At 71.7% G+C, this 21,383-nt stretch carries 21 protein-coding genes; 6 read left to right on the plus strand and 15 right to left on the minus strand.

Annotated features, from left to right (window positions below; translation table 11 throughout):
• Position 1: 1 nt before the first annotated feature.
• Genes ACIRYZ_RS37770 through ACIRYZ_RS37815 form a run of 10 tightly spaced genes read right to left on the minus strand, consistent with a single transcriptional unit; the run spans position 2 to position 8,600 of the window.
• On the minus strand, positions 2 to 1,306 hold the full coding sequence (locus tag ACIRYZ_RS37770; RefSeq protein WP_402952996.1) for a PLP-dependent aminotransferase family protein: 1,305 nt from the start codon (positions 1,304 to 1,306) through the stop codon (positions 2 to 4).
• A complete protein-coding gene (locus ACIRYZ_RS37775) occupies positions 1,303 to 2,406 on the minus strand; it encodes an alpha-hydroxy acid oxidase (RefSeq protein ID WP_402952998.1) in 1,104 nt (367 codons plus the stop codon). The genes ACIRYZ_RS37770 and ACIRYZ_RS37775 overlap by 4 nt, the downstream gene beginning before the upstream one ends.
• On the minus strand, positions 2,403 to 3,464 hold the full coding sequence (hppD, locus tag ACIRYZ_RS37780; protein ID WP_402953000.1) for a 4-hydroxyphenylpyruvate dioxygenase: 1,062 nt from the start codon (positions 3,462 to 3,464) through the stop codon (positions 2,403 to 2,405). Before hppD ends, ACIRYZ_RS37775 begins: the two co-directional genes overlap by 4 nt.
• Before the next feature lie 14 nt (positions 3,465 to 3,478).
• Positions 3,479 to 4,249 (minus strand): thioesterase II family protein, encoded by a 771-nt coding sequence (locus tag ACIRYZ_RS37785; RefSeq protein ID WP_402953001.1) that lies wholly within the window; start codon positions 4,247 to 4,249, stop codon positions 3,479 to 3,481.
• A complete protein-coding gene (locus ACIRYZ_RS37790; protein WP_402953003.1) occupies positions 4,246 to 5,973 on the minus strand; it encodes an amino acid adenylation domain-containing protein in 1,728 nt (575 codons plus the stop codon). The genes ACIRYZ_RS37785 and ACIRYZ_RS37790 overlap by 4 nt, the downstream gene beginning before the upstream one ends.
• Positions 5,966 to 7,003, minus strand: a complete 1,038-nt coding sequence (locus ACIRYZ_RS37795; RefSeq protein WP_402953005.1) for a TauD/TfdA family dioxygenase — start codon at positions 7,001 to 7,003, stop codon at positions 5,966 to 5,968. The genes ACIRYZ_RS37790 and ACIRYZ_RS37795 overlap by 8 nt, the downstream gene beginning before the upstream one ends.
• Positions 7,004 to 7,029: 26 nt before the next feature.
• A complete protein-coding gene (gene ddaH, locus ACIRYZ_RS37800; RefSeq protein ID WP_402953006.1) occupies positions 7,030 to 7,872 on the minus strand; it encodes a dimethylargininase in 843 nt (280 codons plus the stop codon).
• 4 nt (positions 7,873 to 7,876) lie between these two features.
• A complete protein-coding gene (locus tag ACIRYZ_RS37805; protein WP_097239155.1) occupies positions 7,877 to 8,089 on the minus strand; it encodes an MbtH family protein in 213 nt (70 codons plus the stop codon).
• Positions 8,086 to 8,409, minus strand: coding sequence for a hypothetical protein (locus tag ACIRYZ_RS37810; protein ID WP_402953008.1), 324 nt, complete (start codon positions 8,407 to 8,409; stop codon positions 8,086 to 8,088). The genes ACIRYZ_RS37805 and ACIRYZ_RS37810 overlap by 4 nt, the downstream gene beginning before the upstream one ends.
• 11 nt (positions 8,410 to 8,420) lie before the next feature.
• On the minus strand, positions 8,421 to 8,600 hold the full coding sequence (locus tag ACIRYZ_RS37815) for a hypothetical protein (protein ID WP_402953010.1): 180 nt from the start codon (positions 8,598 to 8,600) through the stop codon (positions 8,421 to 8,423).
• A 251-nt stretch (positions 8,601 to 8,851) separates the two neighbouring features.
• Here ACIRYZ_RS37815 and ACIRYZ_RS37820 point away from each other — a divergent pair, with 251 nt between their 5' ends.
• Positions 8,852 to 9,829: a LuxR C-terminal-related transcriptional regulator gene (locus ACIRYZ_RS37820; RefSeq protein ID WP_402953012.1), complete on the plus strand. Its 978-nt coding sequence runs from the start codon at positions 8,852 to 8,854 to the stop codon at positions 9,827 to 9,829.
• A gap of 158 nt (positions 9,830 to 9,987) precedes the next feature.
• Positions 9,988 to 12,963, plus strand: a complete 2,976-nt coding sequence (locus ACIRYZ_RS37825; protein ID WP_402953013.1) for an AfsR/SARP family transcriptional regulator — start codon at positions 9,988 to 9,990, stop codon at positions 12,961 to 12,963.
• 193 nt (positions 12,964 to 13,156) lie between these two features.
• Here ACIRYZ_RS37825 and ACIRYZ_RS37830 read toward each other — a convergent pair whose 3' ends face one another.
• Entirely contained in the window at positions 13,157 to 13,336 is a 180-nt protein-coding gene (locus tag ACIRYZ_RS37830) for a hypothetical protein (protein WP_402953014.1), read from the minus strand.
• 492 nt (positions 13,337 to 13,828) lie between these two features.
• On the opposite strand from ACIRYZ_RS37830, the gene ACIRYZ_RS37835 reads away from it, so the two are divergent.
• Positions 13,829 to 14,605, plus strand: coding sequence for a hypothetical protein (locus ACIRYZ_RS37835; RefSeq protein WP_402953015.1), 777 nt, complete (start codon positions 13,829 to 13,831; stop codon positions 14,603 to 14,605).
• 516 nt (positions 14,606 to 15,121) lie between these two features.
• Here the strand turns inward: ACIRYZ_RS37835 and ACIRYZ_RS37840 are convergent.
• The 3 genes from ACIRYZ_RS37840 to ACIRYZ_RS37850 are packed head-to-tail and all read right to left on the minus strand — an operon-like array spanning position 15,122 to position 16,490.
• Positions 15,122 to 15,631, minus strand: coding sequence for a hypothetical protein (locus ACIRYZ_RS37840; protein WP_402953017.1), 510 nt, complete (start codon positions 15,629 to 15,631; stop codon positions 15,122 to 15,124).
• Positions 15,628 to 15,921 (minus strand): helicase associated domain-containing protein, encoded by a 294-nt coding sequence (locus tag ACIRYZ_RS37845; protein WP_402953019.1) that lies wholly within the window; start codon positions 15,919 to 15,921, stop codon positions 15,628 to 15,630. The genes ACIRYZ_RS37840 and ACIRYZ_RS37845 overlap by 4 nt, the downstream gene beginning before the upstream one ends.
• A complete protein-coding gene (locus tag ACIRYZ_RS37850) occupies positions 15,876 to 16,490 on the minus strand; it encodes a transposase (protein WP_402953021.1) in 615 nt (204 codons plus the stop codon). The genes ACIRYZ_RS37845 and ACIRYZ_RS37850 overlap by 46 nt, the downstream gene beginning before the upstream one ends.
• Positions 16,491 to 17,177: 687 nt before the next feature.
• Between ACIRYZ_RS37850 and ACIRYZ_RS37855 the strand changes: the two genes are divergently transcribed.
• The 3 genes from ACIRYZ_RS37855 (at position 17,178) to ACIRYZ_RS37865 (ending at position 20,779) form a co-directional block, all read left to right on the plus strand.
• Positions 17,178 to 19,535, plus strand: a complete 2,358-nt coding sequence (locus ACIRYZ_RS37855; protein WP_402953022.1) for a penicillin acylase family protein — start codon at positions 17,178 to 17,180, stop codon at positions 19,533 to 19,535.
• A 265-nt stretch (positions 19,536 to 19,800) separates the two neighbouring features.
• On the plus strand, positions 19,801 to 20,550 hold the full coding sequence (locus tag ACIRYZ_RS37860) for an IS630 family transposase (RefSeq protein ID WP_402953024.1): 750 nt from the start codon (positions 19,801 to 19,803) through the stop codon (positions 20,548 to 20,550).
• A complete protein-coding gene (locus tag ACIRYZ_RS37865; protein WP_402953025.1) occupies positions 20,483 to 20,779 on the plus strand; it encodes a transposase in 297 nt (98 codons plus the stop codon). The genes ACIRYZ_RS37860 and ACIRYZ_RS37865 overlap by 68 nt, the downstream gene beginning before the upstream one ends.
• Here ACIRYZ_RS37865 and ACIRYZ_RS37870 read toward each other — a convergent pair.
• Positions 20,735 to 21,148 carry a hypothetical protein gene (locus ACIRYZ_RS37870; protein WP_402953027.1) on the minus strand — a complete coding sequence of 138 codons (414 nt, stop codon included), beginning with the start codon at positions 21,146 to 21,148 and terminating at the stop codon, positions 20,735 to 20,737. The genes ACIRYZ_RS37865 and ACIRYZ_RS37870 overlap by 45 nt on opposite strands.
• Positions 21,149 to 21,383 lie beyond the last annotated feature (235 nt).

A 21,383-nucleotide genomic window follows, 5' to 3' on the forward strand; every position in this document is an offset into this window, starting at 1 on the left:
GTCAGGCACCTGGCGTCGAGATGCACTCGGCGATCAGGTCGGCCAGCCGGTCCAGCCCCGTCTCGATCTGGTCAGGGGTCAAGGAGCTGCAGGAGAGGCGCAGTTGGCGGCAGGTGCGGTCGTTGTCACTGAAGTGGCGCATCGGGGTGAAGAGCACGCCGTGCCGTACGGCGGCGTGTTCGAGCAGTTCGTCGGTGACGTTGAACGGCACGGTGAGCACCACGAAGAAGCCGCCCGCGGGGGTGTTCCAGCGCACCCCGGGCAGTTCGGCGAAGCGTCGGTGCAGGCCCTGGAGGAGACAGCCGAGGTTGCGCCGGTAGATGCCGATCTGGCGCCGGTTGGCGTGCAGCAGGCTGCCGCCGTGTTCCAGCAGCATGCCTCCCACCAGGGCCTGGCTCACCGGCGAGGTGTTGACGGTGACCATGCTCTTGGCCCGCGACAGCTCGTCGGCGAGCAGGGTCTCCTCCGGGCCCACGACGCGCTGGTCCGCCACGGCGAATCCCACCCGGGCGCCGGGGAAGCAGGTCTTCGCCAGCGACCCGAGGTAGACCACGCGCTGCCCGGTGTCGAGCGCCTTCAGCGTCGGGGGCCTGGCGCTCTCGGCTGCCTGGAAGTAGCCGTAGGGGTTGTCCTCCAGGAGGAGGATGTCCTCCTGGGCGGCGATCTCCAGCAGCCGGTGACGGGTGGGCACGTCCATGGAGTGGCCGCTGGGGTTGGAGAAGTCGGGCACCAGGTACAGCGCCCGGGGCCGCTCCCCCGCCGCGCGGACCTCCCGGATCCGCTCCAGCACGTCCTCGGGGCGGACACCCCGGGGGCCTTCGTGGACCGGCCGTACGGGCAGGTCCACCAGGCTGGCGGCGCCGGTCAGACCGACGTAGGTGGGGTCCACCGCGAGCACGACGTCACGTTCGGTTGCGCGCAGGGCGCGCAGCACCAGCCACAGTGCCTCCTGGGCGCCCACGGTGACCACGATGGCCTCCGGGTCCACGGTGATGCCCTCGTCCCGTTCGAGCTGCCGGGCGATGAGTTCGTGGACGATTCCCTTGGTACGGCCGTACTGGAACAGCTCCCGCCGTACCCGGGCCTCGTCGTAGCCCTTGTGCTCGGCCAGATGGCGGCGGTAGGTGTCGAGGTAGCGGTGCAGATCGGCCGGGTCGAAGAGGTCCTCGGTGGGCCGGCCCGGGGCGAAGGAGACCGCCTCGGGGAAGCGGCCCGCCACCTCGTTGAGGAAGTTCATCGACAGCAGGGCGGGGTCGGCGAGCGAGGCGTGCAGATCCGCGCGGTCCAGTACCGCGGGTGCGGTCATCGGGCCGCCCCCCGGAGCGAGAGCCACGGTGCGTCGGCCGGGCCGGTGCAGCCGGACAGCTCCAGGGCGAGGCGCAGCTCGGTGCGCAGCAGGCGCAGGACCCGGCTCACCCCCTGCTCGCCGTCGGCGGCCAGGCCCCACAGGACGGGCCGGCCCAGCAGGACGCCGCTCGCGCCGAGTGCCAGGGCCTTGAGGACGTCGGTGCCGCTGCGGATCCCGCTGTCCAGCAGCACGTGGCAGCGGGCGGGGACGGCTTCGCATACGGCGGGCAGCATGTCCACGCTGGCCACCGCGCCGTCCAGTTGGCGGCCGCCGTGGTTGGAGACGACGATGGCGTCGGCGCCGACGGAGGCGGCGGTGGCGGCGTCGCCCGGATCGAGGATCCCCTTGATGATCAGGGGCAGCCGCGTCTCGCCGCGGAGCCGGGCGAGATCGTCCCAGCCCAGGGAGCGGGCGAAGGTCTCGGCCGTGTGTTGCGCCACGGCCGAGACACCGGGCTGCCGCTCCCGGGCCCGGCGGGTGCCGGCCGGGTCGAGTTGGACGGCCGTCACGTCGGAGGGCAGCGCGAAGCCGTTGGACAGGTCGCGCAGCCGTCGGCCCATCGAGGGCACGTCCACCGTGACCATCAACGCCGCGCAGCCGGCTTCCTCGGCGCGCCGGACCAGTTCGGTCGTGGCCGCCGGGTCCTGCTGGCAGTAGAGCTGGAACCAGGTGGTGCCGCCCAGCGCGGTGACGGCCTCGACCGGTTGGCTGCTCAGCGTGCTCACGGTGAACGGCACGCCCGCGGCCGCGGCCGCGCGGGCGGTGGCGAGTTCGCCCTCGGGGTGGGCCAGCCGCTGGTAGGCCATCGGTGCGACGGCGACCGGCAGGGCCGCACGGGCGCCCAGGAGTTCGGTCGCGGTGTCGCCGCCCGTCCCGCCGACGAGGACCCGGGGTACGATCCCGATCCGGTCCAGTGCGGCGCGGTTGGCGGCCAGGGTCAGTTCCTCGCCGCTGCCGCCCTCGATGAAGTCCCAGACCTCCCGGGGCAGTGTCCGGCGGGCGAGTTCGGCGAACTCCTCCAGCCGTACGGGGTCGCGGCCCGTGCCGTGAGCGCTCACCGCGGCACCGCCCCGGCGCTCAGGCGCTCCGCCTCGACGGCTTCGTACAGCGCCTTGATGTTGCCGTTGCCGAAGGTGCGGGCGCCGAAGCGCTCGATCACCTCGTGGAACAGCGTGCGCCTTGGATGAGTGGAGCGGGTGAAGATCTGGAACAGCTGGCCGTCGTGGTCCTCGTCGACCAGGACGCTGATCCCGTGCAGCTCGGAGGTGCTGTGCCGGGTCAGTTCGAGACGGTCGGCGAGCATCGTGTAGTAGGCGTCGGGGACGCTCAGGAACTCGACGCCGCGCTCGCGCAGCGTGCCGACGGCCCGGACGATGTCGCGGGAGGCGAAGGCCACGTGCTGGACGCCGGCGCCGCCGTGTTCGGCCAGGAAGCGGTCGATCTGGCCGGGCACGGCGCTCGTGTCGGGCTCTATCAGGGTCAGGGTGACCTCGCCGGAGGCGCTCTGCACCACCTTGGAGTCCATGGCCTGGGCACCGACCCTGATCAGCTCCTGGAAGATCATGCGGAAGCCGAGCACCCGCGTGTAGAAGTCCACCGTGCGCTCCAGTTCCCCGGACGGCAGGCAGACGGCGAAGTGGTCGATTTCCTCCAGGAGTTCGTCGCCGCGGTCCTGCGCGGCGTCCGGCAGCGCGGTGAAGCCCGGCGGGAGTACGGTGGGCCCGGGATCGACGAGCGTGTGCACCACGTCGCCGAAGCCGGCCAGCACCGCCGTGGTCCGGCCGTCGGGGTGGCGGCGCGGCACGGCGAGCGGCACCGCCCCGCGGGAGACCGCCTCGTCGAAGACGGCGGGTACGTCGGCCACGGTCAGCGCGATGTCGGCCACGCCGTCGCCGTGGGCCAGGACGTAGCCGGCGCCCGGGTGGTGCGGCGAGCGGGCCTGAGTGAGGACGAGGACGATGCGGCCCTGGCGCAGTGCGAGGGACTGCGCCTGCGCGCAGGAGGCGCGGGCTACCAGGCGGAAGCCGTAGCGGTCGGTCAGCTCGGCCGCGGCCGAGTCGACGTCGGCGACGTGGAACTCGACATGGCTGATGCCGAATGCGGGAGAGAAGGTCATGGTTGGGCCGTTCGTCAGAGGGCGGCGGTGGCGGGAGACGTGAGCGAGGCGATCCGGGCCGGGAGGTCGCGCCAGGTCTCGGGTGTGTAGAAGTGACCTCCCGGCAGGACGTCGTGGCGGAACGCGCCGCTGGTCAGGCCCGCCCAGCGGGAGGCGACGTCGTCCCCGATCACCGGGTCCCGGTCGCCGGAGAACACCTGGAGCGGCACGTCGATCCGGGTTCCCGGGGTGTAGCGGAAGGTGTCCCGGGCGCACAGGTCAGCGCGCATCAACTCCACTGCCATTTCGGTGAGTTCGGGTTCATCGAGGACGTGATCGGGCAGCAGGCCGTGGGTGCGCATCCAGTCGAGCAGTTCGTCGTCGCCCTGCCCCTGGGCCAGGAAGCGGTCCCGGTCGGTCACCCCCCGGTCCGGGGCGTTGCAGGCGGAGACGACCAGCGCCTGTGGCGCGGGGACGCCCGCCGCCGCGAGCCGGGCGGTGACGTCGAAGGCCATCCAGCCGCCCATGCTGTGGCCGAACAGGACGTACGGTCCCTGCGCCGCGACCGAGGCGACGCCCCGCGCGGTGTCCGCAGCGAGCTCGGTCCAGGTCTGCGCGTACTCCTCGGCGAAGCGCCCTTCACGCCCCGGGTAGCAGATCGCCACCAGGTCGACGTCGTGCGGCAGCGCCGGGATCCAGGAGTGGTAGGTCGCGGTGCCGCCGCCGCAGAAGCCGAGGCACACCAGGGTGCGGGCCGGGTCGCGGCTGTGCTTCAGGCGCACCACGGTGGTGTCCGGGGCGCTCACGAGGCCGCTCCCGCACGGACCGACTCCGCGTGGCGGGCCAGGTCCCTCAGCCGGGGGAACCGGTAGACGTCCTTGGTCCGCAGCACGATCCCGGCGTCCCGCTTGAGGCGGGAGACCACCCGCAGCGCCACCAGCGAGTGGCCGCCGAGGGCGAAGAAGTTCTCGTCCGCGTGGACGGTTTCGCGGCCGAGCACATCGGCCCAGACGTCGGCGATCAGCCGTTCGAGCTCGGTCCGGAGAGGCTGTGCGGCGGTGTCCGGCACCGACGTGACGGCGGGCAGCGCGGCGGTGTCCACCTTGCCGTTGGGGGTCAGGGGCAGCGCGTCCATCTGCACGAGGACGGACGGTACGAGGTGCCCGGGCAGCGTGGCGGCACAGTGGGCACGCAGTTCGTCGCCGCTCACCGTCCCTCCCGGTGCCGCGACGTAGTAGGCCGCGAGGAAGGTGTCCCCGTCCGGGCCCGAGCGCAGCACGGCAACGGCGGCGGTGACGTGGGGGTGTGCGCGCAGCCGGTCCTCCAACTCGCCGGGCTCCACCCGGAACCCGCGAATCTTGATCTGGCGGTCGGTGCGGCCGAGGAACTCCAGTGCGCCGTCCGGCCGGCGCCGGACTTCGTCCCCGGTGCGGTACATCCGGGTGCCGTCGGCGGCGAACGGATCCGCGACGAACCGCTCGGCGGTCAGTCCCGGCCGCCCGACGTACCCGACGGCCACGGCCGGACCCGCCAGGTACAGCTCTCCCGTGGTGACGGGCCTGAGCGCGCCGTCGAGCACATGGGCGCGCACGTGGGCCAGGCCGTCGCCGAGGCGTGGGGCGTCCCCGGTGATGCGGGTCGCGGTGGCATCGACGGTGCATTCGGTCGGACCATAGAGGTTCCACGCCTCCAGCGACTCCGCCCGGGCCAGCGACCGCCACAGCTGCTCAGGCACCGGCTCGCCGCCGAGCAGCAGCCGCAGGGCCCGGCCGGGCCGCAGCCGCGGACCGATCAGCTGCCAGTGGGACGGGGTGGAGTCGAGGTCCGTCACGGCGTGCTCGTCGAGCAGCGCGTCCAGCCGGCCGGGGTCGGTGCGGTCCTCGTCGGTCAGGACGACCAGGGTGTCGCCTCGGCAGACCCTGACCCACTGCTGTACGGACGCGTCGAAGGACAGGCTGGCGTTCCATCCGACCACCCGGTGCCCGGCCGGGTAGACGCCGCGCTCCTCCAGGCCCGCCACCAGGGCGGCGACGCTCGCGTGCGCGACCTCCACCCCCTTGGGGCGTCCGGTCGACCCCGAGGTGTAGATGACGTACGCAGGGGCGGGCGAGTCGCCCACGACGTCGTCCGGTTCCTCGTCCGGCCGGCCCGGCTGGTAGGGGCTCAGCACCGGCAGACCGTCCGACCACGGGGGCCGGCCGGTGTCCGAGATCACCGCGCGCAGTCCGGCGTCGGCGGCGACGAAGGCGAGCCGGTCGTCGGGGTACGCCGGATCGAGCGGCACGTAGGCGGCGCCCGCCCGCCATACGGCCAGGGGTGCCACGACCCAGTCCGTTCCCCTGGGCACGCTCACCCCCACCCGGTCGCCACGGCCGATGCCGAGCGCGCGCAGCGCCCCGGCCAGCCGGGCCGTGCGCTCGCCCAGTTCGGCGAAGGTGAGGGTCCCGTCGGCGCCGTGCACCGCGGCCCGGTCCGGGAACGACCGGGTGCTCTGCACGAACCGGCGCACCAGGGTCTGCGGGTCAGCCATGGGACACCGCCGTGGCGGCGGTCGCGCGCGGGGCGACGGTCGGTGCGCAGTCGTACACCGAGACCGGCTCGCCCATGGCGACCACGATCCGGCGTTCGCCCCGGAAGGGGTCGCGGGCGTGCGCGGTCAGGACGTTGTCGACCAGCAGGAGGTCGCCCGGCTGCCAGGCGCGGCGCACGGTGGCGTTCTCGTACGCGGTGTTGATGCTCTCCAGGTCCGCCGCCGTCAGCGGGATACCGTCGCCGAGCCCGGTGTTGAACGGAAGCCCGTCCGGCCCGAGTTCGTCCAGCAGGACTTCGCGGATCTCGTCATCCAGGGAGAACTGGCTCCAGAACGCCAGGTGGCTGAACCAGACCTCCTCTCCGGTGTGCGGGTGCCGGACGATCCCGGGCCGCACCTGGCTGGTGCGCAGACGGCCGTCCGCGCCCCAGGCGCAGGAGATGTGGTTCTCGGCACAGTACTTCTCGACCTGCTCGGGGGACTCCGTCCCGAACGCGGACTGCCAGGCGACCGAGAGGCTTTCCGAGTAGGTGCGGGTCAGGATCCAGCCGGACGCGCGCATCCGCTCGACCAGCTCGGCCGGAAGGGCGCGCAGCACCTCGCGGCAGTCGGCGACCGGGGTGGCGCCGCCCTCCTCGGGCGCGGTCAGGCAGCCGAAGAGCAGCAGCCCCGGGAAGGTCAGGGTGTAGCTGTTCTCGTTGTGCGGCCTGATCGCCTGCCCGGCGGGCAGGTCCGTGGAGGAGAAGACCCCGCCGCCGAAGTCGCTGCGCGGAGTGGCCTTCTCCCGGTACGGGGTCGCCCGCGGAATGAGCTCGTCGCGGACCAGGGCGAAGTCCTCCACGCTGCGGACCGGCAGCCCGCGCAGGTACACCGCCCCGTGACGGTGCAGTCCGGCCCGCAGGTCGTCGTGGTGGTCCGCGAGCCAGGCGCGGGCTTCGGCCGCGTCGGCCAGCTCGGGTGCCTGGACGGTGGCGGGGGCACCCGGTTCCGTGCGCCAGTCGAGGGCGCTGCCCCGGGGGGCGTCGCTCACCGGTGAGCTGTCCGTCGGTACGCCGGTCATCGCACACCGCCCGGGGCCGGTGCGGCGTGGCGCAGCTCCAGGGTGCAGCACTTGACGCTGCCGCCGCCCTTGAACAGCTCGGAGAGGTCGACGCCGATCGGCTCGAACCCGCGCTCGGCCAGCCGGTCCATGAGGTCGCGCGCGGTCTGGGACAGCAGCACGTGGCGCCCGTCGGAGATCGCGTTCAGCCCGAAGGCCTCGGCGTCGGCCTCGGTGGCGAGGAGCGCGTCGGGGTACAGCTCGCGCAGGATCTCGCGGGACTCCGGCGAGAAGGCGCCCGGGAAGTACATGATCTCGTCGTCGTCGAGCACGGCGAGCGCGGTGTCCAGGTGGTAGAAGCGTGGGTCCACCAGGGTCAGGCTCACCACCGGGACGCCCAGCACCTGCTCGGCCTCGGCGTGCGCGGCCGGGTCGGTGCGGAAGCCGGTGCCGGCCAGGATCCGGTCGCCGGCGACCAGGTAGTCGCCCTCGCCCTCGTTGACGTGGCGGGCGGTGTGCACCTCGGTGTAGCCGTGCCGCTCGAACCACGCCTGGTAGGCGGGCGCCTCGGCGGCGCGTTCGGCGTGCCGGAACCTGGCCACCAGAACACGGCCGTTCAGGACCGTGGCGCCATTGGCGGAGTAGACCATGTCGGGCAGGCCGGGTACGGGTTCCACCAGTTCGACGGTGTGACCGAGCTCCTGGTAGAGGGCGTAGAGCCGCTCCCACTGCAGGACGGCCAGCGCCGTGTCGGTCGGCTTGGCCGGATCCATCCACGGGTTGATGCGGTAGTCGACGGTGAAGTGGGAGGGGCGGCACATCAGGTAGTGCCGGGGACGGGCGGTGCGCTGGGTCGGCATCGGATCACGCCTCCTTGAGGGCGGCGATCAGGCTCGCCGGGCGCAGGTCGGTCCAGGTGTTCTCGATGTGGTCCAGGCAGTCCTGCCGTCCGGCCGGGCCGTGGGTGGCCGTCCAGCCCGGGGGGACCGCGAGGGAGGCGGGCCACAGGGAGTGCTGGTTCTCCTCGTTGACCAGGACGAGGTAGGTGGCGTCCTCGTCCTCGAAGGGGTTGGTCACGGATGCTCCTGTTGCGTCTTGTGACGGATGACGTCTTGTCGAAGGGATGGGGCGTCGGCGATGCGCCAGCCGCTGAGCGGAGGTGAGATCGCGAGCGCGCGGCGGCAGATGGCCAGCGCGGCGGCTCTGGCGGTCAGTCCGGGCGTCGCCACGGTGAACATCCCGAGGCGGATGCCGTGCGGGCGAACCTGCACGCTGACGTGCTCCAGGCGTTCCCCGGGGGCTGCCGCGGCCCAGAGCAGGTCGATGATCTGGCGGCGGTCCGGCGGGCGGACCGCGACCGGGTCGGCAGGGGTGAGGGCGATGAGGGTCAGCTCCACGCCGGGCTGCGTCAGTCCCAGATGAGGCCGTCGGCGGCCACGGCCGGTCCTGCCGCGTGGAGCGCCCCCGTGGCGTGCACCTGCGGGTGCTCCTGCCCACCGGACTGCCCACCGGACTGCCCGGCGACGGCGGTCGCCAGGATGATGGCAGCGGCGCAGGCCGCACGGACGACGTGGATGCGAGAAGTCATGGCGGTGCCCTCATCGGAAGTGGGAGAGAGGTGGCCGGGTGAGCCCCCGGCGGGCGCCCGGCACCGGCCGGAGCGACGTGTCCATCCTTGCCGCCCGGATTCCTCCGGGGGAACGGGTCCAGGACCGGCAAAACCGTCCAGGCCGCTTTGTGACACCCGCTCACCTGTGTAGACCCGGGCGTGTATCGCTCGTAGATGCCCGGCGTGCAGGCTGGACGCAGATCCACCGGGTGACCACAGGAGGGAAGGCGGTGTCCGTGACGCTCTGCCTGGAGACGCTGGACCAGACGGTGTACGAAGAGATGCTCAGCCACACGGCGCTGGGCGTGGACGAGCTCGCGGCCAAGCTGGACGTCGGGCCCGACCGCATCCGCGACTGCCTCGACAGGCTGTTCGCGCTGCAGTTGGTCCAGGCGTCCTTCGAGACCCCCAGCAGGTTCACCGTCGTGGACCCGGTCCTCGGAATGAAGCGGCTGCTGGAGCAGCAGCACGAGGAACTGGTCCGGAGCCACCGCCAGGCGGCAGGCAGCCAGCAGGCCCTGATCAGGATCCTGGCCGGCGCGGGCGGCGGCGCCCAGCAGGCGGACGGTGTCGAGCGGCTGGCCGGACTCGACGCGGTGCAGCGGCGGCTGGAGCGTCTGGCCCTGGAGGCCGGGAACGAGATCCTGACCTTCATGCCCGGCGGGCCCCAGTCCCCCGCCTCGCTGGAGGCCGCCCTGCACAACGACGCCCTCGTCCTGCAGCGTGGCGTGGCGATCCGCACCATCGGCCTGGACTCCGTCCGCGGCGACGCCGCGACCTTGCGCTACACCCGCGCGCTGGTCGGGCGGGGCGGTGAGTTCCGTACGGCCGCCGCGCTGCCGACCCGCATGGTGGTGGTCGACCGGGCGTACGCCCTGGTGCCGATCGATCCTGAGGACAGCCGCAAGGGCGCGCTCTTCCTCTCCGCACCGGGCATGATCGCCCCGCTGCTCGCCCTGTTCGAGCGGGAGTGGGGAGCGGCCGTACCACTCGGCAGCGACACGTCCGACGCCTCGTACGTGCCGAACGAGCAGGAACGTTGTCTGCTGGCTCTGCTCGCGCAGGGCCACACCGACGAGTCCGCCGCGGGCCAACTGCACATCTCGGCCCGCACCGCCCGGCGGATCATGGCGTCGCTCATCGAGCGGCTCGGCGCCCGCAGCCGCTTCGAGGCCGGCCTGCGCGCGGCCCGGCTCGGCTGGGTCTGACCGTTCCCGGGCCGTGAGCAGGACCCGCCCGACGGGTGGCCTGCCAATGTCATGATCTTGACCCTTAGGATGACGTCCCGTACACCGGCGTGCACCCAGAACTGGAGACCAGCCGCCGGTGAGAGCTGTGCGGCCTCGGGGGGACTGTGGAATTCTTCGTGCTCGGACCTGTGGGCATACGCATCGGCGGGCCCGTCGTGTCCGGTGGCCCGCCGCAGCAGCAGGCGACCCTGGCCGCGCTGGCTCTCCGTTCGGGCCATGTGGTTCCCGTGCACGAACTGATCACCGCCGTGTGGGGCGAGGCGGCACCGGAATCCGCAGTGATGATCCTGCGGACGTACGTGTGGCGGCTGCGCAAGCTCCTGGAGGCCGGTGGCCGCGATCCGCAGGTGCTGGCGTCCGCGAACGACGGCTATCGGCTCGCGGTGCCGCCGGCGTCGGTCGACGCCTACCGGGTCGAACAGCTGGCCGCCGACGCGGCGCGCGCTCGCGAGGCGGGCCGCTACGACGCGTCCGCCGAGTCGCTGGCCGAGGCCGTTTCGCTGTGGCGGGGAGAGCCGCTGGCGGGGGTTCCGGGGCCGTTCGCGCAGAACCAGCGCTCCCGCCTGTCCGAGCTGCGCCTCCACCTGCTGGAGGAGCGCTTCGACCTCGACGTCCTGCTCGGGCGGCACGCCCAGGCAGTCCCTGAACTGACCGGCTTCATCCACGAGGAGCCGCTGCGCGAGCGGCCGTACGGGCTCCTGATGCGCGCGCTGTACGCTGCCGGGCGTCAGGGCGACGCCCTGGCCGTGTTCGCCAGGGCGCGCGAGGTGTTGGCGGACCAACTCGGGCTGGACCCGGGCCCCGAACTCCGCGCGTTGCACGGCCGGATCCTGGCCTGCGACCCCGAACTGGTCGCCCCGGTACCGGCACCCGCCGGCACCGGGGCGGCGCCGGCGCGGGCGGAGGCCGGTGACGCCGGGGAGCCAGGTCCGGGCCCCTTCGTCCGCCCGGCCCAACTCCCCGCCGGCATCGCCGACTTCACTGGCCGGACCGCCGAACTCGCCGCCCTGTCGGACGCCCTCGCCGACCGGGACCGCACCGCCCTGGCCGTCGCCACCGTCAGCGGGATGGGCGGCATCGGCAAGAGCGCGCTGGCCCTGCGGGCGGCGCATCAGGTCAAGGAGGAGTTCCCCGACGGCCAGCTCTACGCCGACCTGCGCGGCACCGGCACGGACCCGGCCGATCCGGGAACGGTGCTGGCCAGTCTCCTGTCCGCCCTGGGGGTGCCCCGGCGGGAGATACCCGGCTCGTTGGAGGACCGGGCCCGGCTGTTCCGGACAGTCCTCGACGGACGCCGGGTGCTCCTCCTGCTCGACGACGCGCGCGACACCGCCCAGGTCAAACCCCTGCTCCCGGGGTCCGCCCGCTGCGCGGTGGTGGTGACCAGCCGGGCCCGCCTCGCCGGCCTGCTGTCGGGCAGCCACGTCCAGCTGACGGAGTTCAGCCCGGCGGAAGCCCTGGGCCTGCTGAGGCAGATCGTGGGCCCGGAGCGGGTCGACCGGGAAGGGGCCGCCGCGGCCGCGCTCGTCGGCGCCTGCGCCCAGCTGCCGCTCGCGGTGCGCATCGTGGCCGCACGGCTGGCGGCCCGGCCGGGCTGGACGGTGGCACACCTCGTGGTCCGGCTGGCCGACCAACGGCGACGACTGGCCGAGCTGCGGGCCGACGACCTGGCAGTCGCCGCCGTCTTCGAACTCAGCTACCGCCAGCTGACGGACCGACAGGCGGCGGTGTTCCGCCGGCTGGCACCCGTGGCCCGGCCGAGCATCGGCCTGGCCGCCGCGGCCGCGGCGCTGGACCTGGCGGAGGCGGACGCGGAGACGCTGCTGGAAGCGCTGGTCGACGCCGCGCTGCTCGAATCGCCGGAACCAGGCCGGTACCGGCATCACGAACTCGGCCGGGACTTCGCGCTGAACCTGACCGGACCGCACACCGATCCCCCGGACGAGGCGGACTCCGCGGTGCAGCGTCGCCTGCTCCACCACCTGATGGGAATGGCCGCCGAGGCTTTCCAGCGAATCGTGCCCGGGGACCCGGTGCACAGCACGATCACCGCCACGACCGCGGAGCCGGGCGACGAACGGCTCGGGGACCTGGCCGAGGCCCGGGCCTGGGTCGTCGCAGAGTTCGACTTCGCGCTCCATGCCGTCCAGCTCGCGCTCCGACGGCAGGACGGCGCCGAAACGGAGCTGCTGACGGTGGCCGCCGACCTCCTGGTGGCCCTCAGCTCGTTCGGTCAGGACATTCCCTACGCACGCATAGCCGTCACCGCCGAGGCGCTCGCCCGGGCCGCGGCGCTGAGCGGGAACCACCGCGCGGCCGGTCGCGCCCGTTTCATCTGCGGCAACGCGGCCCTCCAGGCCACCCAGTTGACCCGGGCTCGCGCCAACTCCCACATGGCGGTGGAGGCGTGCCTCCAGGCCGGCGACCGCGCCATCCTCCAGCAGGCGTACAACGACCTGGGCGTCATCGCCCAGTTCGAGCAGCGCTACGACGACGCGGCCGAGTGCTTCGACCGGGCGTTCGCCCTGGCCCGGGAGCAGGGGCACCGCTCAGGCGCGCTGACCATCACGCTCAACGCCGCACTGGCCAGGATCCGCGGCGGTCGCGCCGACGAGGCGCTGCCCGCCTGCGAGGAGGCGCTGGACGCGCTGCGCGCGCTGGCGGACTACCACGGTGTCGCACACGCGCTGTGCGTCCGCGGCCAGGCCCTGCACGAACTGGGCCGCCTGCACGAGGCGCTGGCCAGCTACGAGGAGTGCCTCGACCTCTGCGAAACCGTACGGATACCGGGCCAGCAGGCACAGGCACGCTACCGGTACGCGGACACCCTGAACGGTCTCGGCCGCACCGAGCCCGCGCTGGACGCGGCGGCCAAAGCGGTGGCCCACCTTCGCACCGTGCCCGACCGCTACCGGGACCAGGGCTACGCCCTGCTGATCCACGCCCGCATCTCGCTCGACGCCGGCCACCGTGACGACGCGCTGACACATTCCCGCGAGGCGCTGGAGGTCTTCACCCGGGCCGGACTGCCCGAGGCCGCGCATGCGCGCCTGATCGTGGACACCGCCGCTGCCCCGCTTCCGGCAGTCTGAGCCGGAGATCGCACCGGGCGGCCCTTTTCGGGGATCCTGACAGCACTCGTCGGCGCTCGTCGGCGGTCTTGTGGAACGGCGACCGGGTCGTCGTCCCAGTGAGCGGGCGGTGCCGCCGTCGTCGTCCCAGTGGGCGGGCGGTGCCGCCGAGGGGGACACCCCGGTCCCACCGCCCGCCCGCACCCGGACGCTGTCAGGCCTTGGAGTTGAACTCCGTGGTCCCCTTGTCGGACCGGTCGGCCGAAGAAGCCAGTCGCGCGTCACCGGAGTGGCCCGCGTCGGCCACGGTTCCCAGGACGGCCAGGACGGCGGCCAGGACGGCGGGAACAAGGAAGGCCAGACGGTGCGTGACGGACTTCTGGATGCGCTGCACGGGAGACCCCTGTCTGTTCGTCCAGGAGCCCGTGGGTGACACCTGGCTTGCGAGTCGTTCTGCGACCGACTATCGCAGGGCTCCATCTACATCTCATATACGCGCCGAGCACGGGGCCGTCGCACGGCCGGGAGCGACACGGCTCCCCCGGCCGCAGCGTGCCACAGCGGGTGGAACAGAAGAATCTTCGGCCGGGCGGCCAGCGGCGCTTCTTCTGCGGCGGCGGGCCTCCGACCGGGCCGCGCTCCTCGGACAGCCGGCTCTCCGGGCACGCCGAGGACGGCAGCGGCGGCAGTGACCGCAGACCCGAAACACCCGGTTGCCACGTCGTCGAATGACGCGTTCCGTGACGACTCGACATATACCGGTGGCCAGGCACGAGACGAGGTCCTGGAAGCCCGCTGGCCTCTAGGACCGCCGGTGGTGCTGTCAGTGATCCAACGACCGGTCTTGTGGGTGATGCGGATGGGAACTGCCGTGAGCAGGACTGCTGTGAGCAAGTTGCCGATGGTCGGCGCCTTGTTCTGGGCGATCAAGATCGTGGCGACCACCCTGGGCGAGTCGGTGTCGAACTTCGTGTCGATGTCACCGCTGCACCTCGGCTACGCCGCTGCCGCGATCATCTTCCTGGTGGCGTTCGGGCTCGCCCTGACGGTGCAACTGAAGATCGACCGGTTCCAGCCGGTGGTGTTCTGGTCGGTGATCCTGACCACCAGCATCGCGGGCACCGCGATGTCCGACTTCATGAACCGCACCCTCGGTCTGGGCTACGCCGGCGGCGCTGCCGTGCTGACCAGCCTGCTGGTTGCCGTGCTCATCGGGTGGCGGATGACGGGGCAGACCATGGATGTGGAACGGATCGACACGACCCAAGGCGAGATCCTGTACTGGACCGCGACCCTGGTGTCCAACACGCTGGGCACCTCCAGCGGTGACTTCCTGTCGAACGGTCTGGGCCTCGGCTTCCGCGACAGCGCTCTGCTGCTTTCCGGGGCGATGCTGCTGATCCTCGCCGCGCACTATCTGACCCCGGTCTCGGGCACCGTGCTGTTCTGGGCGGCCTACGTGCTGACCCGCCCACTCGGGGCGGTCGCGGAGAACGCGGTGGAAAAGCCCGTCGCGCAGGGCGGACTCGGGGTGGGAACCACCATCACCTCCGCCGCTCTGCTCGCCGTACTGGCGGTCCTTGTCGGCTACCAGCTCCTCAGCAGCAACGAACAAACCCGCACGGCAGACACTGCTCTCTCGACCAGCAGCGAATACGACTGACGGCTCGGACTGTGGCCCGGACGCGTGGGCCAGCAGGACGACCAGGGCACCGTACAGGGGCGCAGCAACGGCCCCAGGTCAGGACGGCGGCGCCGATGTCCTCCGCCAAGAAAGTTGACCGCTGAATCCCGAGGTCACGGGCGTGCTCAGCACGATCGGTGCCCGTCGTCGGCAGTGCCGAGGGCGCGGTGGCTCGGGCACCGAGCCACCGCACTGACAGGGCCGCTGACCTGCGGCGATCAAACTTCGCTGTCACCAACTGGCGCTGGTCAAAGTTCAGTGGCAATCGGTCAAGGTCCGCTGTCACGGGACAGCGTCCACGGCGGCCTGCTGCGCGGCCCGGGGCAGTGAGTCCGCCCGCCCCGGACGGGCCGGTCCGGGGCGGGTTCCGGGCGCCGGTTGCAGGTCGGCGGCCAGCTGGAACGTCCCGCCCGGGCCATTAGGTCCGCCCAGGCGGGCCGCGCCCGCTGGCCCGCCTAGTGTCAGGCCGCGGGTCACGCGCGGGGGCGGGGGCGTCTATCCGGGGTTCGGGTTGGTGATCTGGGTGCGGGCGCGGGCGAGCATCTCGTTGGCCTCGGTGAGGGCGCTTGCTGCCGTCGCTGGCTGGTAGTCCTGGTCGAGGTCGGCCTGGAGAATCAGCATGAGGGCGCGGACCGTGTCGCTGGCGGCGTTGATCAGCTGGTTTTGGCCCTCGGTGGCATCGCGGAGGTAGCGCAGCTGTCCGGCGAGTTGGGAGACCTGCCAGTACCAGATGGTGGGCAGGTTGGCGGCCATCGCGGGCAGTATGGTCGCGCGGCTGGCGGTGATTTCGTCCAGGTCCGCGCCGCTGTTCAGCAGCTGGATCTCCGCCAGTGTGGCCTCGCTGGCCAGGGCGCCGTAGGCGGCGGCCGCGAGGCTGGCCGTGCGCAGGGCGTGCCGGTCGGTCGCGGCTTCGTAGGTGGGGGCAGGGATGACGGGGTCGGCGACGTGAAGGAGCCGCAGGATCTGGGCGAAGGTCTGTGCGTCGAGTGCGCTGTGGTCGGTCACGGGCGGCATTCCACAACGTCCAGGCGGTTGAGGTGTCTGCGGCGCGCGGCGGGCCAGGCGGTGCGTCGGAAGGTGAGGACGGCGTTGTGGCTACCGAACCGCCGCCGGTCCGACAGCCATTTTCCGAGCGGAAAGTTCCCCTCCTCGCCGACCATCGCGGAATAGGGCACGTCGAGCCGGCCGGTCTCTTTGTGCCAGCGCCTGGCGTGGTTGACGCCCTCACGCCAGAACTGGTTCTCATCCGTCAGAACCCGCGAGGCGATGAACAGCGCGAGCACGTTCTCGTCCACCGGCGTCTGGAACCGCACCGGCAGCGTGAACGCCCTCGAACCACGATCCAGCGCTTGGGTAGCACGACGAAGCCGCGCATGTCGTCAGTGCGCTTGACGATCGCGAGGACCAGGGCGAGGGCGGTGAGGCTGTACTCGACGAGGCTGCCGGCATAGCCGCCGTCGGCCCAGACCAGGGCAAGCCGGTGGTGTGCGACGGCGACCTGGGCGCGCAGGAGTTGAGCGGCAGCGCGATCGCCCACGTCCGCCGCGGTGACCATCACCGCGAGTAGCAGGCTGAGGGTGTCGACCACGGCGTGCCGCTTGCGGCCGTTGATCAGTTTGCCGTCGTCGAAGCCGCGGCTGTCGGATCCGACGACGGCGTCCTCCTTGACCGACTGGGAGTCGATCACGCCCGCGCTCGGCTCCGGATCCCGGCTCGCCTGCTCGCGGACCCGGCGGCGGAGCCGGTCGTGGAACTCGTGGACCAGAGCGTGGTCGCGCCAGCGTCGGAAGAATGTCGCTGTGCCGAAGCGGAGCGACACCGCTGGGTGGCGGACGTTGATCGCCCTGCTGAATGCAGGTGTCACGTTCCACTCTGGCTGCTGTTACGGGCCGGACTGGCGGCCTCGCACACCGCGCGAGGTGCGCGAGCGGCTGGCCGCCGCGGCAGGCACCGGCGTGCCGCTGAGCACGGCGCTGACGACAGTCGACATTGACGAGCTCCGTTCCGGGCACACCTCACGCTGAGTCGTCGGCTTGGGCCGTCCCGTACCCGGCAGCGAGCGCCTCAATAAAACTCTCGTTCGACTGCCACACTTCAAGATCGGCACAGCAACGGCTTCTTACGACCTCGAAAGCCGCAGACTCGTGCGTACCCGCGTCCTCGGCGGCGTCATCAATGAGTATCGGTACGCAGCTTGACCAGCAGCGACGACTTTCCGAGCCCCACACGCTGGGCAACCACAGCAGCCCTCAGCATGAGGCGCTGAAGACCCCGGATCACCGCTCCAGGACGGCAGCGCGGCCGGGTAGGCGCGGCGCTCGGCCTGCACGGTCACCAGCGCCCGCTGCGCCGGCGGGCGCTTCGGGAGGCCTTGGCGAGTGCCGGGGTGACGGGTGCCGGGTTAGCCCGGGGGCGTAAGCCCAGGGGCTGACGTCGCGCGCGAGGTTTCGCCGCCGGGCCGATGCCGGGAGGGGGCCGGCCACGGCACGGTGGTCCCATGGTTCACGCCAAGCGACTCACGACACGTCAGCAACACTCGAATATCAAACGGTTGGCCTCCACGGTGGCCGCGCTGTGTCTGGCCTCGGTCACCGCGGGGCTGCCGGCGTCCGCCTCCGCGGCGGACGCGGACGGTCTGACGGCGGGCGGCGACGGCTACAGCGCGAAGATCCGCCGGACCGAGTACGGCATCCCGCACATCCTGGCGCACGACTACGGCGGCCTCGGGTACGGCTACGGCTACGCCTTCGCCCAGGACAACCTGTGCGAACTCGCCGACCAGGTCGTGACGTTGCGCGCCGAGCGCTCCCGCTACCTCGGCCCCGACACGTTCTACCGGGGCAGGACCACCAACCTGGAGAGCGACACCTACCACCAGGGCCTGCGCCAGGCCGGCACCGTGCAGCACCTGCTCGACCGGCCGGCCCCGCTCGGCCCGACGGCCGAGCTCCGGCAGATGGTCGAGGGCTACGCGGCCGGCTACAACCGCTACCTGCACGACACCGGAGTGGCGAACCTGCCGGACGCCTCCTGCCGAGGCCAGGCCTGGGTCGGCCCGATCACCGCCGAGGACATCTGGAGCCTGGTCTACGAGCTGAACACCGGCTCGGGGACCAGCGGCCTCCAGCAGTCCATCGCCACCGCGGTCCCGGGCGCCCAGGCCGAACCCCCGGCGGCCCCCGACGCTGCGGCCGCGCCGGCCAAGGGCCCCGAGCCTGGTCCGGATCTCGGCAGCAACGGCTGGGCACTCGGCCGGGACGTCACGCAGAACCAGGACGGGATGCTGCTGGCCAATCCGCACCTGCCCTGGTCCGGCGACATGCGCTTCTACCAGGTGCAGCTGACCATCCCGGGCGTCATGGACGTCTCGGGCGCGGGCCTCTACGGCACGCCCGTGGTGGAGATCGGCCACACCCGGGGCCTCGCCTTCACCGAGACCTCCAGTTTCGCGGACCACGCGAGCCTGTACCGGCTCCCGCTGGTGCCCGGCGATCCGACCAGCTACCTCGTGGACGGCAAGGCCGTTCCGATGGACAAGCAGGACGTCCAGGTCACCGTCCGCGGCGCCGACGGCACGCTGTCGACCGTCACCCGGACCCTCTACACCTCCCGCTTCGGCCCGGTCCTGGCCGACCACTGGTCGGGCACCTACGCGTACACCGTCCGCGACGCCAACACCGAGAACCTGCGCTCGATGAACCAGTGGCTGGCACTCGACCAGGCGCAGAGCCTCGGCGAGCTGGAGCAGGCGGTGGACACCTACCAGGGCGACCCGTGGAACTACACGGTCGCCACCGACGCCACCGGGGAGACGTACTTCACCGACGCCTCCAACGTGCCGCACGTCACCGACGAGCAGCTCAAGCAGTGCCGCCGGCCAGAGATGCACGACCTGCCGACCGTCCTGGACGGCTCGACGACGGCCTGCGACCCGGGCAGCGACCCGGACGCGGTGGTGCCCGGCATCTTCGGCCCGGCCAACCACCCCAAGCTGGCGCGGACCGACTACCTGGCCAACTCCAACAACAACCCGTACCTCGCCAACGCGGACGCCCCGCTCGCCGGCTACCCGGGCATCTACGGCGCCGGCCGCGGGCTGGCACCGCGCCCCCAGCTCGGGCTGCGGATGATCGCCGACCGCCGGGACGGCAGCGACGGGCTCGGTGCTCCGGGCTTCACCCTGCCCAGCCTGCAGGCGACCGTGTTCGGCGACCGCAACCACAGCGCGGAACTCGGCCGGGACGACGTGGTCGCGATGTGCCGGGCCAACCCAGTCCTGCCCGCCACCGACGGCAGCTCGGTCGACGTCGCCGCCGCCTGCGACGTGCTCGCCGGGTGGAGCACGCGGGACGACGCCGACGGTCACGGCGCCGTCCTCTGGGACAGGTTCTACCGCGGGCTGTTCCAGCACTACGTGGACCCCTTCGTGCGGGTGCCGTACGATCCGGCCCAGCCGCTCACCACCCCGCGCGGCATCAAGGGCGACAGCGTCACCGCCCAGCACGCCCTGGCCGACGCCGTCCAGCAGCTCGCGAAGGACGGCACCACGCTGGACGCCACCATCGGGGACATCCAGCGGTGGGCGGGCATCCCGCTGCACGGCTGCGACGGGAGCGAGGGCTGCTTCAACGCCGTCAAGGCCTCTCCCACCTCGGGCACCACCGGCGCCGCCCGGCCCGCGGACCTCACCGACGCGTACGGCACCAGCTTCGTCATGGCCACCGAACTGACGCCGGACGGCCCGCGCACCCGCACCCTGCTCACCTACGGCGAGTCCGTGAACCCCGAATCGCCGCACTACACCGACCAGACCGCGCTGTTCTCGAAGAAGCAGTGGGTCACCGAGCGGTTCACCGAGGCCGAGATCAAGGCCGACTTGCACCTGCAGATCACCAGGCTGCATCGCTGACCCGTGACCAGCAACTTCACGATGCACAGTGCTCAATCACGACACACGGCTTGCCTAGTGGCTCTGCTCGATTGGTCGACCAGGAAATTGGTCGGTTGCTGGTAGTCCGTCAGACTGCCTCCGGGATCTGATCTTGGAGGTGGTCGTGGGGCGTCGTCCGGGAGTGTTCGTCCGGCCGGTCAGCATGGAGGAGGGACGTCGGCTGCAGCGGATTGGCCGGACCTCGAAGGATCCGGTTCGGCTGCGTCGCGCGATCGTGGTGCTGATGTCCGCCCAGGGCCAGTCCGTGCGGAACATCACCTCGCTGCTGCGGGTCGGTGAGGACTACGTGCGTGATGTCATCCACGCGTTCAACGAGCGGGGGTTCGACGCGTTGGACCCAAAATGGAGCGGGGGACGCCCGAAAGCGATCGGTGACCAGGTGCGCGAGCGCATCTGCCTGATCGCCCGGACGTCCCCCGCTGACTGGGGCATCGCCGCGTTCTCCACCTGGAGCCTGGCCAAGCGCGCCGAGCACCTGGTAAAGCGGAATGTCGTGCAGACCCTGAGTCGGGAGACCCTCCGCCGGATTCTGCGGGAGGGCAAGGTCTCCTGGCAGACCACCACGACGTGGAAGGCGTCCACCGACCCGCAGTTCGTCGCCAAGATGCAGCGCGTGCTGGAGCTGTACGACACTCCGCCCGCCGACGGCCGGGTGGTCTGCGTGGACGAGTTCGGCCCGCTCAATCTCCAGCCCCGCAAGGGCAAGGCCTGGCGTCCGGCCCGCTCTCCGCGCCGGCTGCGGGCCACCTACAACCGCTACGACGGCGTGATGCACATGCTGGCCGCCCTCGACCTGGCCACGGGCAAGATCTACTACCGCATCCGCAAGCGGAAGCGCTGGCGCGAGTTCCTTGACCTGCTCAAGGGCCCTGCGCGCCCGCTGGCCCGGCGGGAAGCTCTACGTCGTGCTGGACAACTTCTCGCCGCACAAGCACCCGAACGTCCGGGCCTGGGCCGAGGCAAACGAGGTTGAACTGGTGTTCCTGCCCACCTACGGATCATGGCTGAACTGGATCGAATCCGAGTTCGCGGCGCTTCGCTACTTCGCCCTCAACGGCACCGATCACCGCAGCCACGACGAGCAGAACGCCGCCATCAGCGCCTACATCCGCTGGCATAACGCCCGCGCGGAGCCGAAGACTGCCTTCGCCGCCGAATCACCGATCCGCTCCTGGACCCAGTACCCGGCGAAGGCGGCTTGAGAAGTCCTCCGCCGGCCCCTCCGGCACGGACGGCCACTCTTCGACGGCCGCGACGATCTCAGCCAGCCCAGCTTCGAAGGCCACCACGTCGATCACCCCGTCTCCAAACCTCTGCCACAGGTCAACGAGCCGATCGCCCCACTCGGCAAGATCGATCATCTTGTCGCCCAGGGTGAAACCGTCCAGGGAGGGCTTCCCGACCTCCAGCACCCATCGACTCGCAGCCGCGTCTGCCGCGATGCCGCGGCCCGCCAGCTCTACGACGGTGAACGGCACCCGGGGATGAGCCGCCACCGCCAGGAACACACCCAACGAGACCGAGTTCCGAACAGCCAACGGCTCGATCCGGGACGCCTCACCCTCCGACACCTGCCACCCCCGACTCCGCGCGATGCCGCGTACCAGATCGGTCGCGATCGCCGAGCAGCCTAACCAGTTACCCGGCCGAGGATCCGAGACGAGCCACTAGGCATGCATGCGCAAGCACCTGTCACGACCGAGATCACTGTTTGGTGGGAGCTCCGTGGAACGGCGTTGGATCCAGCTCAGGGCCGGGTAGAGCCGAACTCGCGCTCAGGCCGAGCGGATCACTACGCGCCGTGAC

This window comes from Kitasatospora sp. NPDC101155, from assembly GCF_044768305.1.
Lineage (GTDB): Bacteria > Actinomycetota > Actinomycetes > Streptomycetales > Streptomycetaceae > Kitasatospora.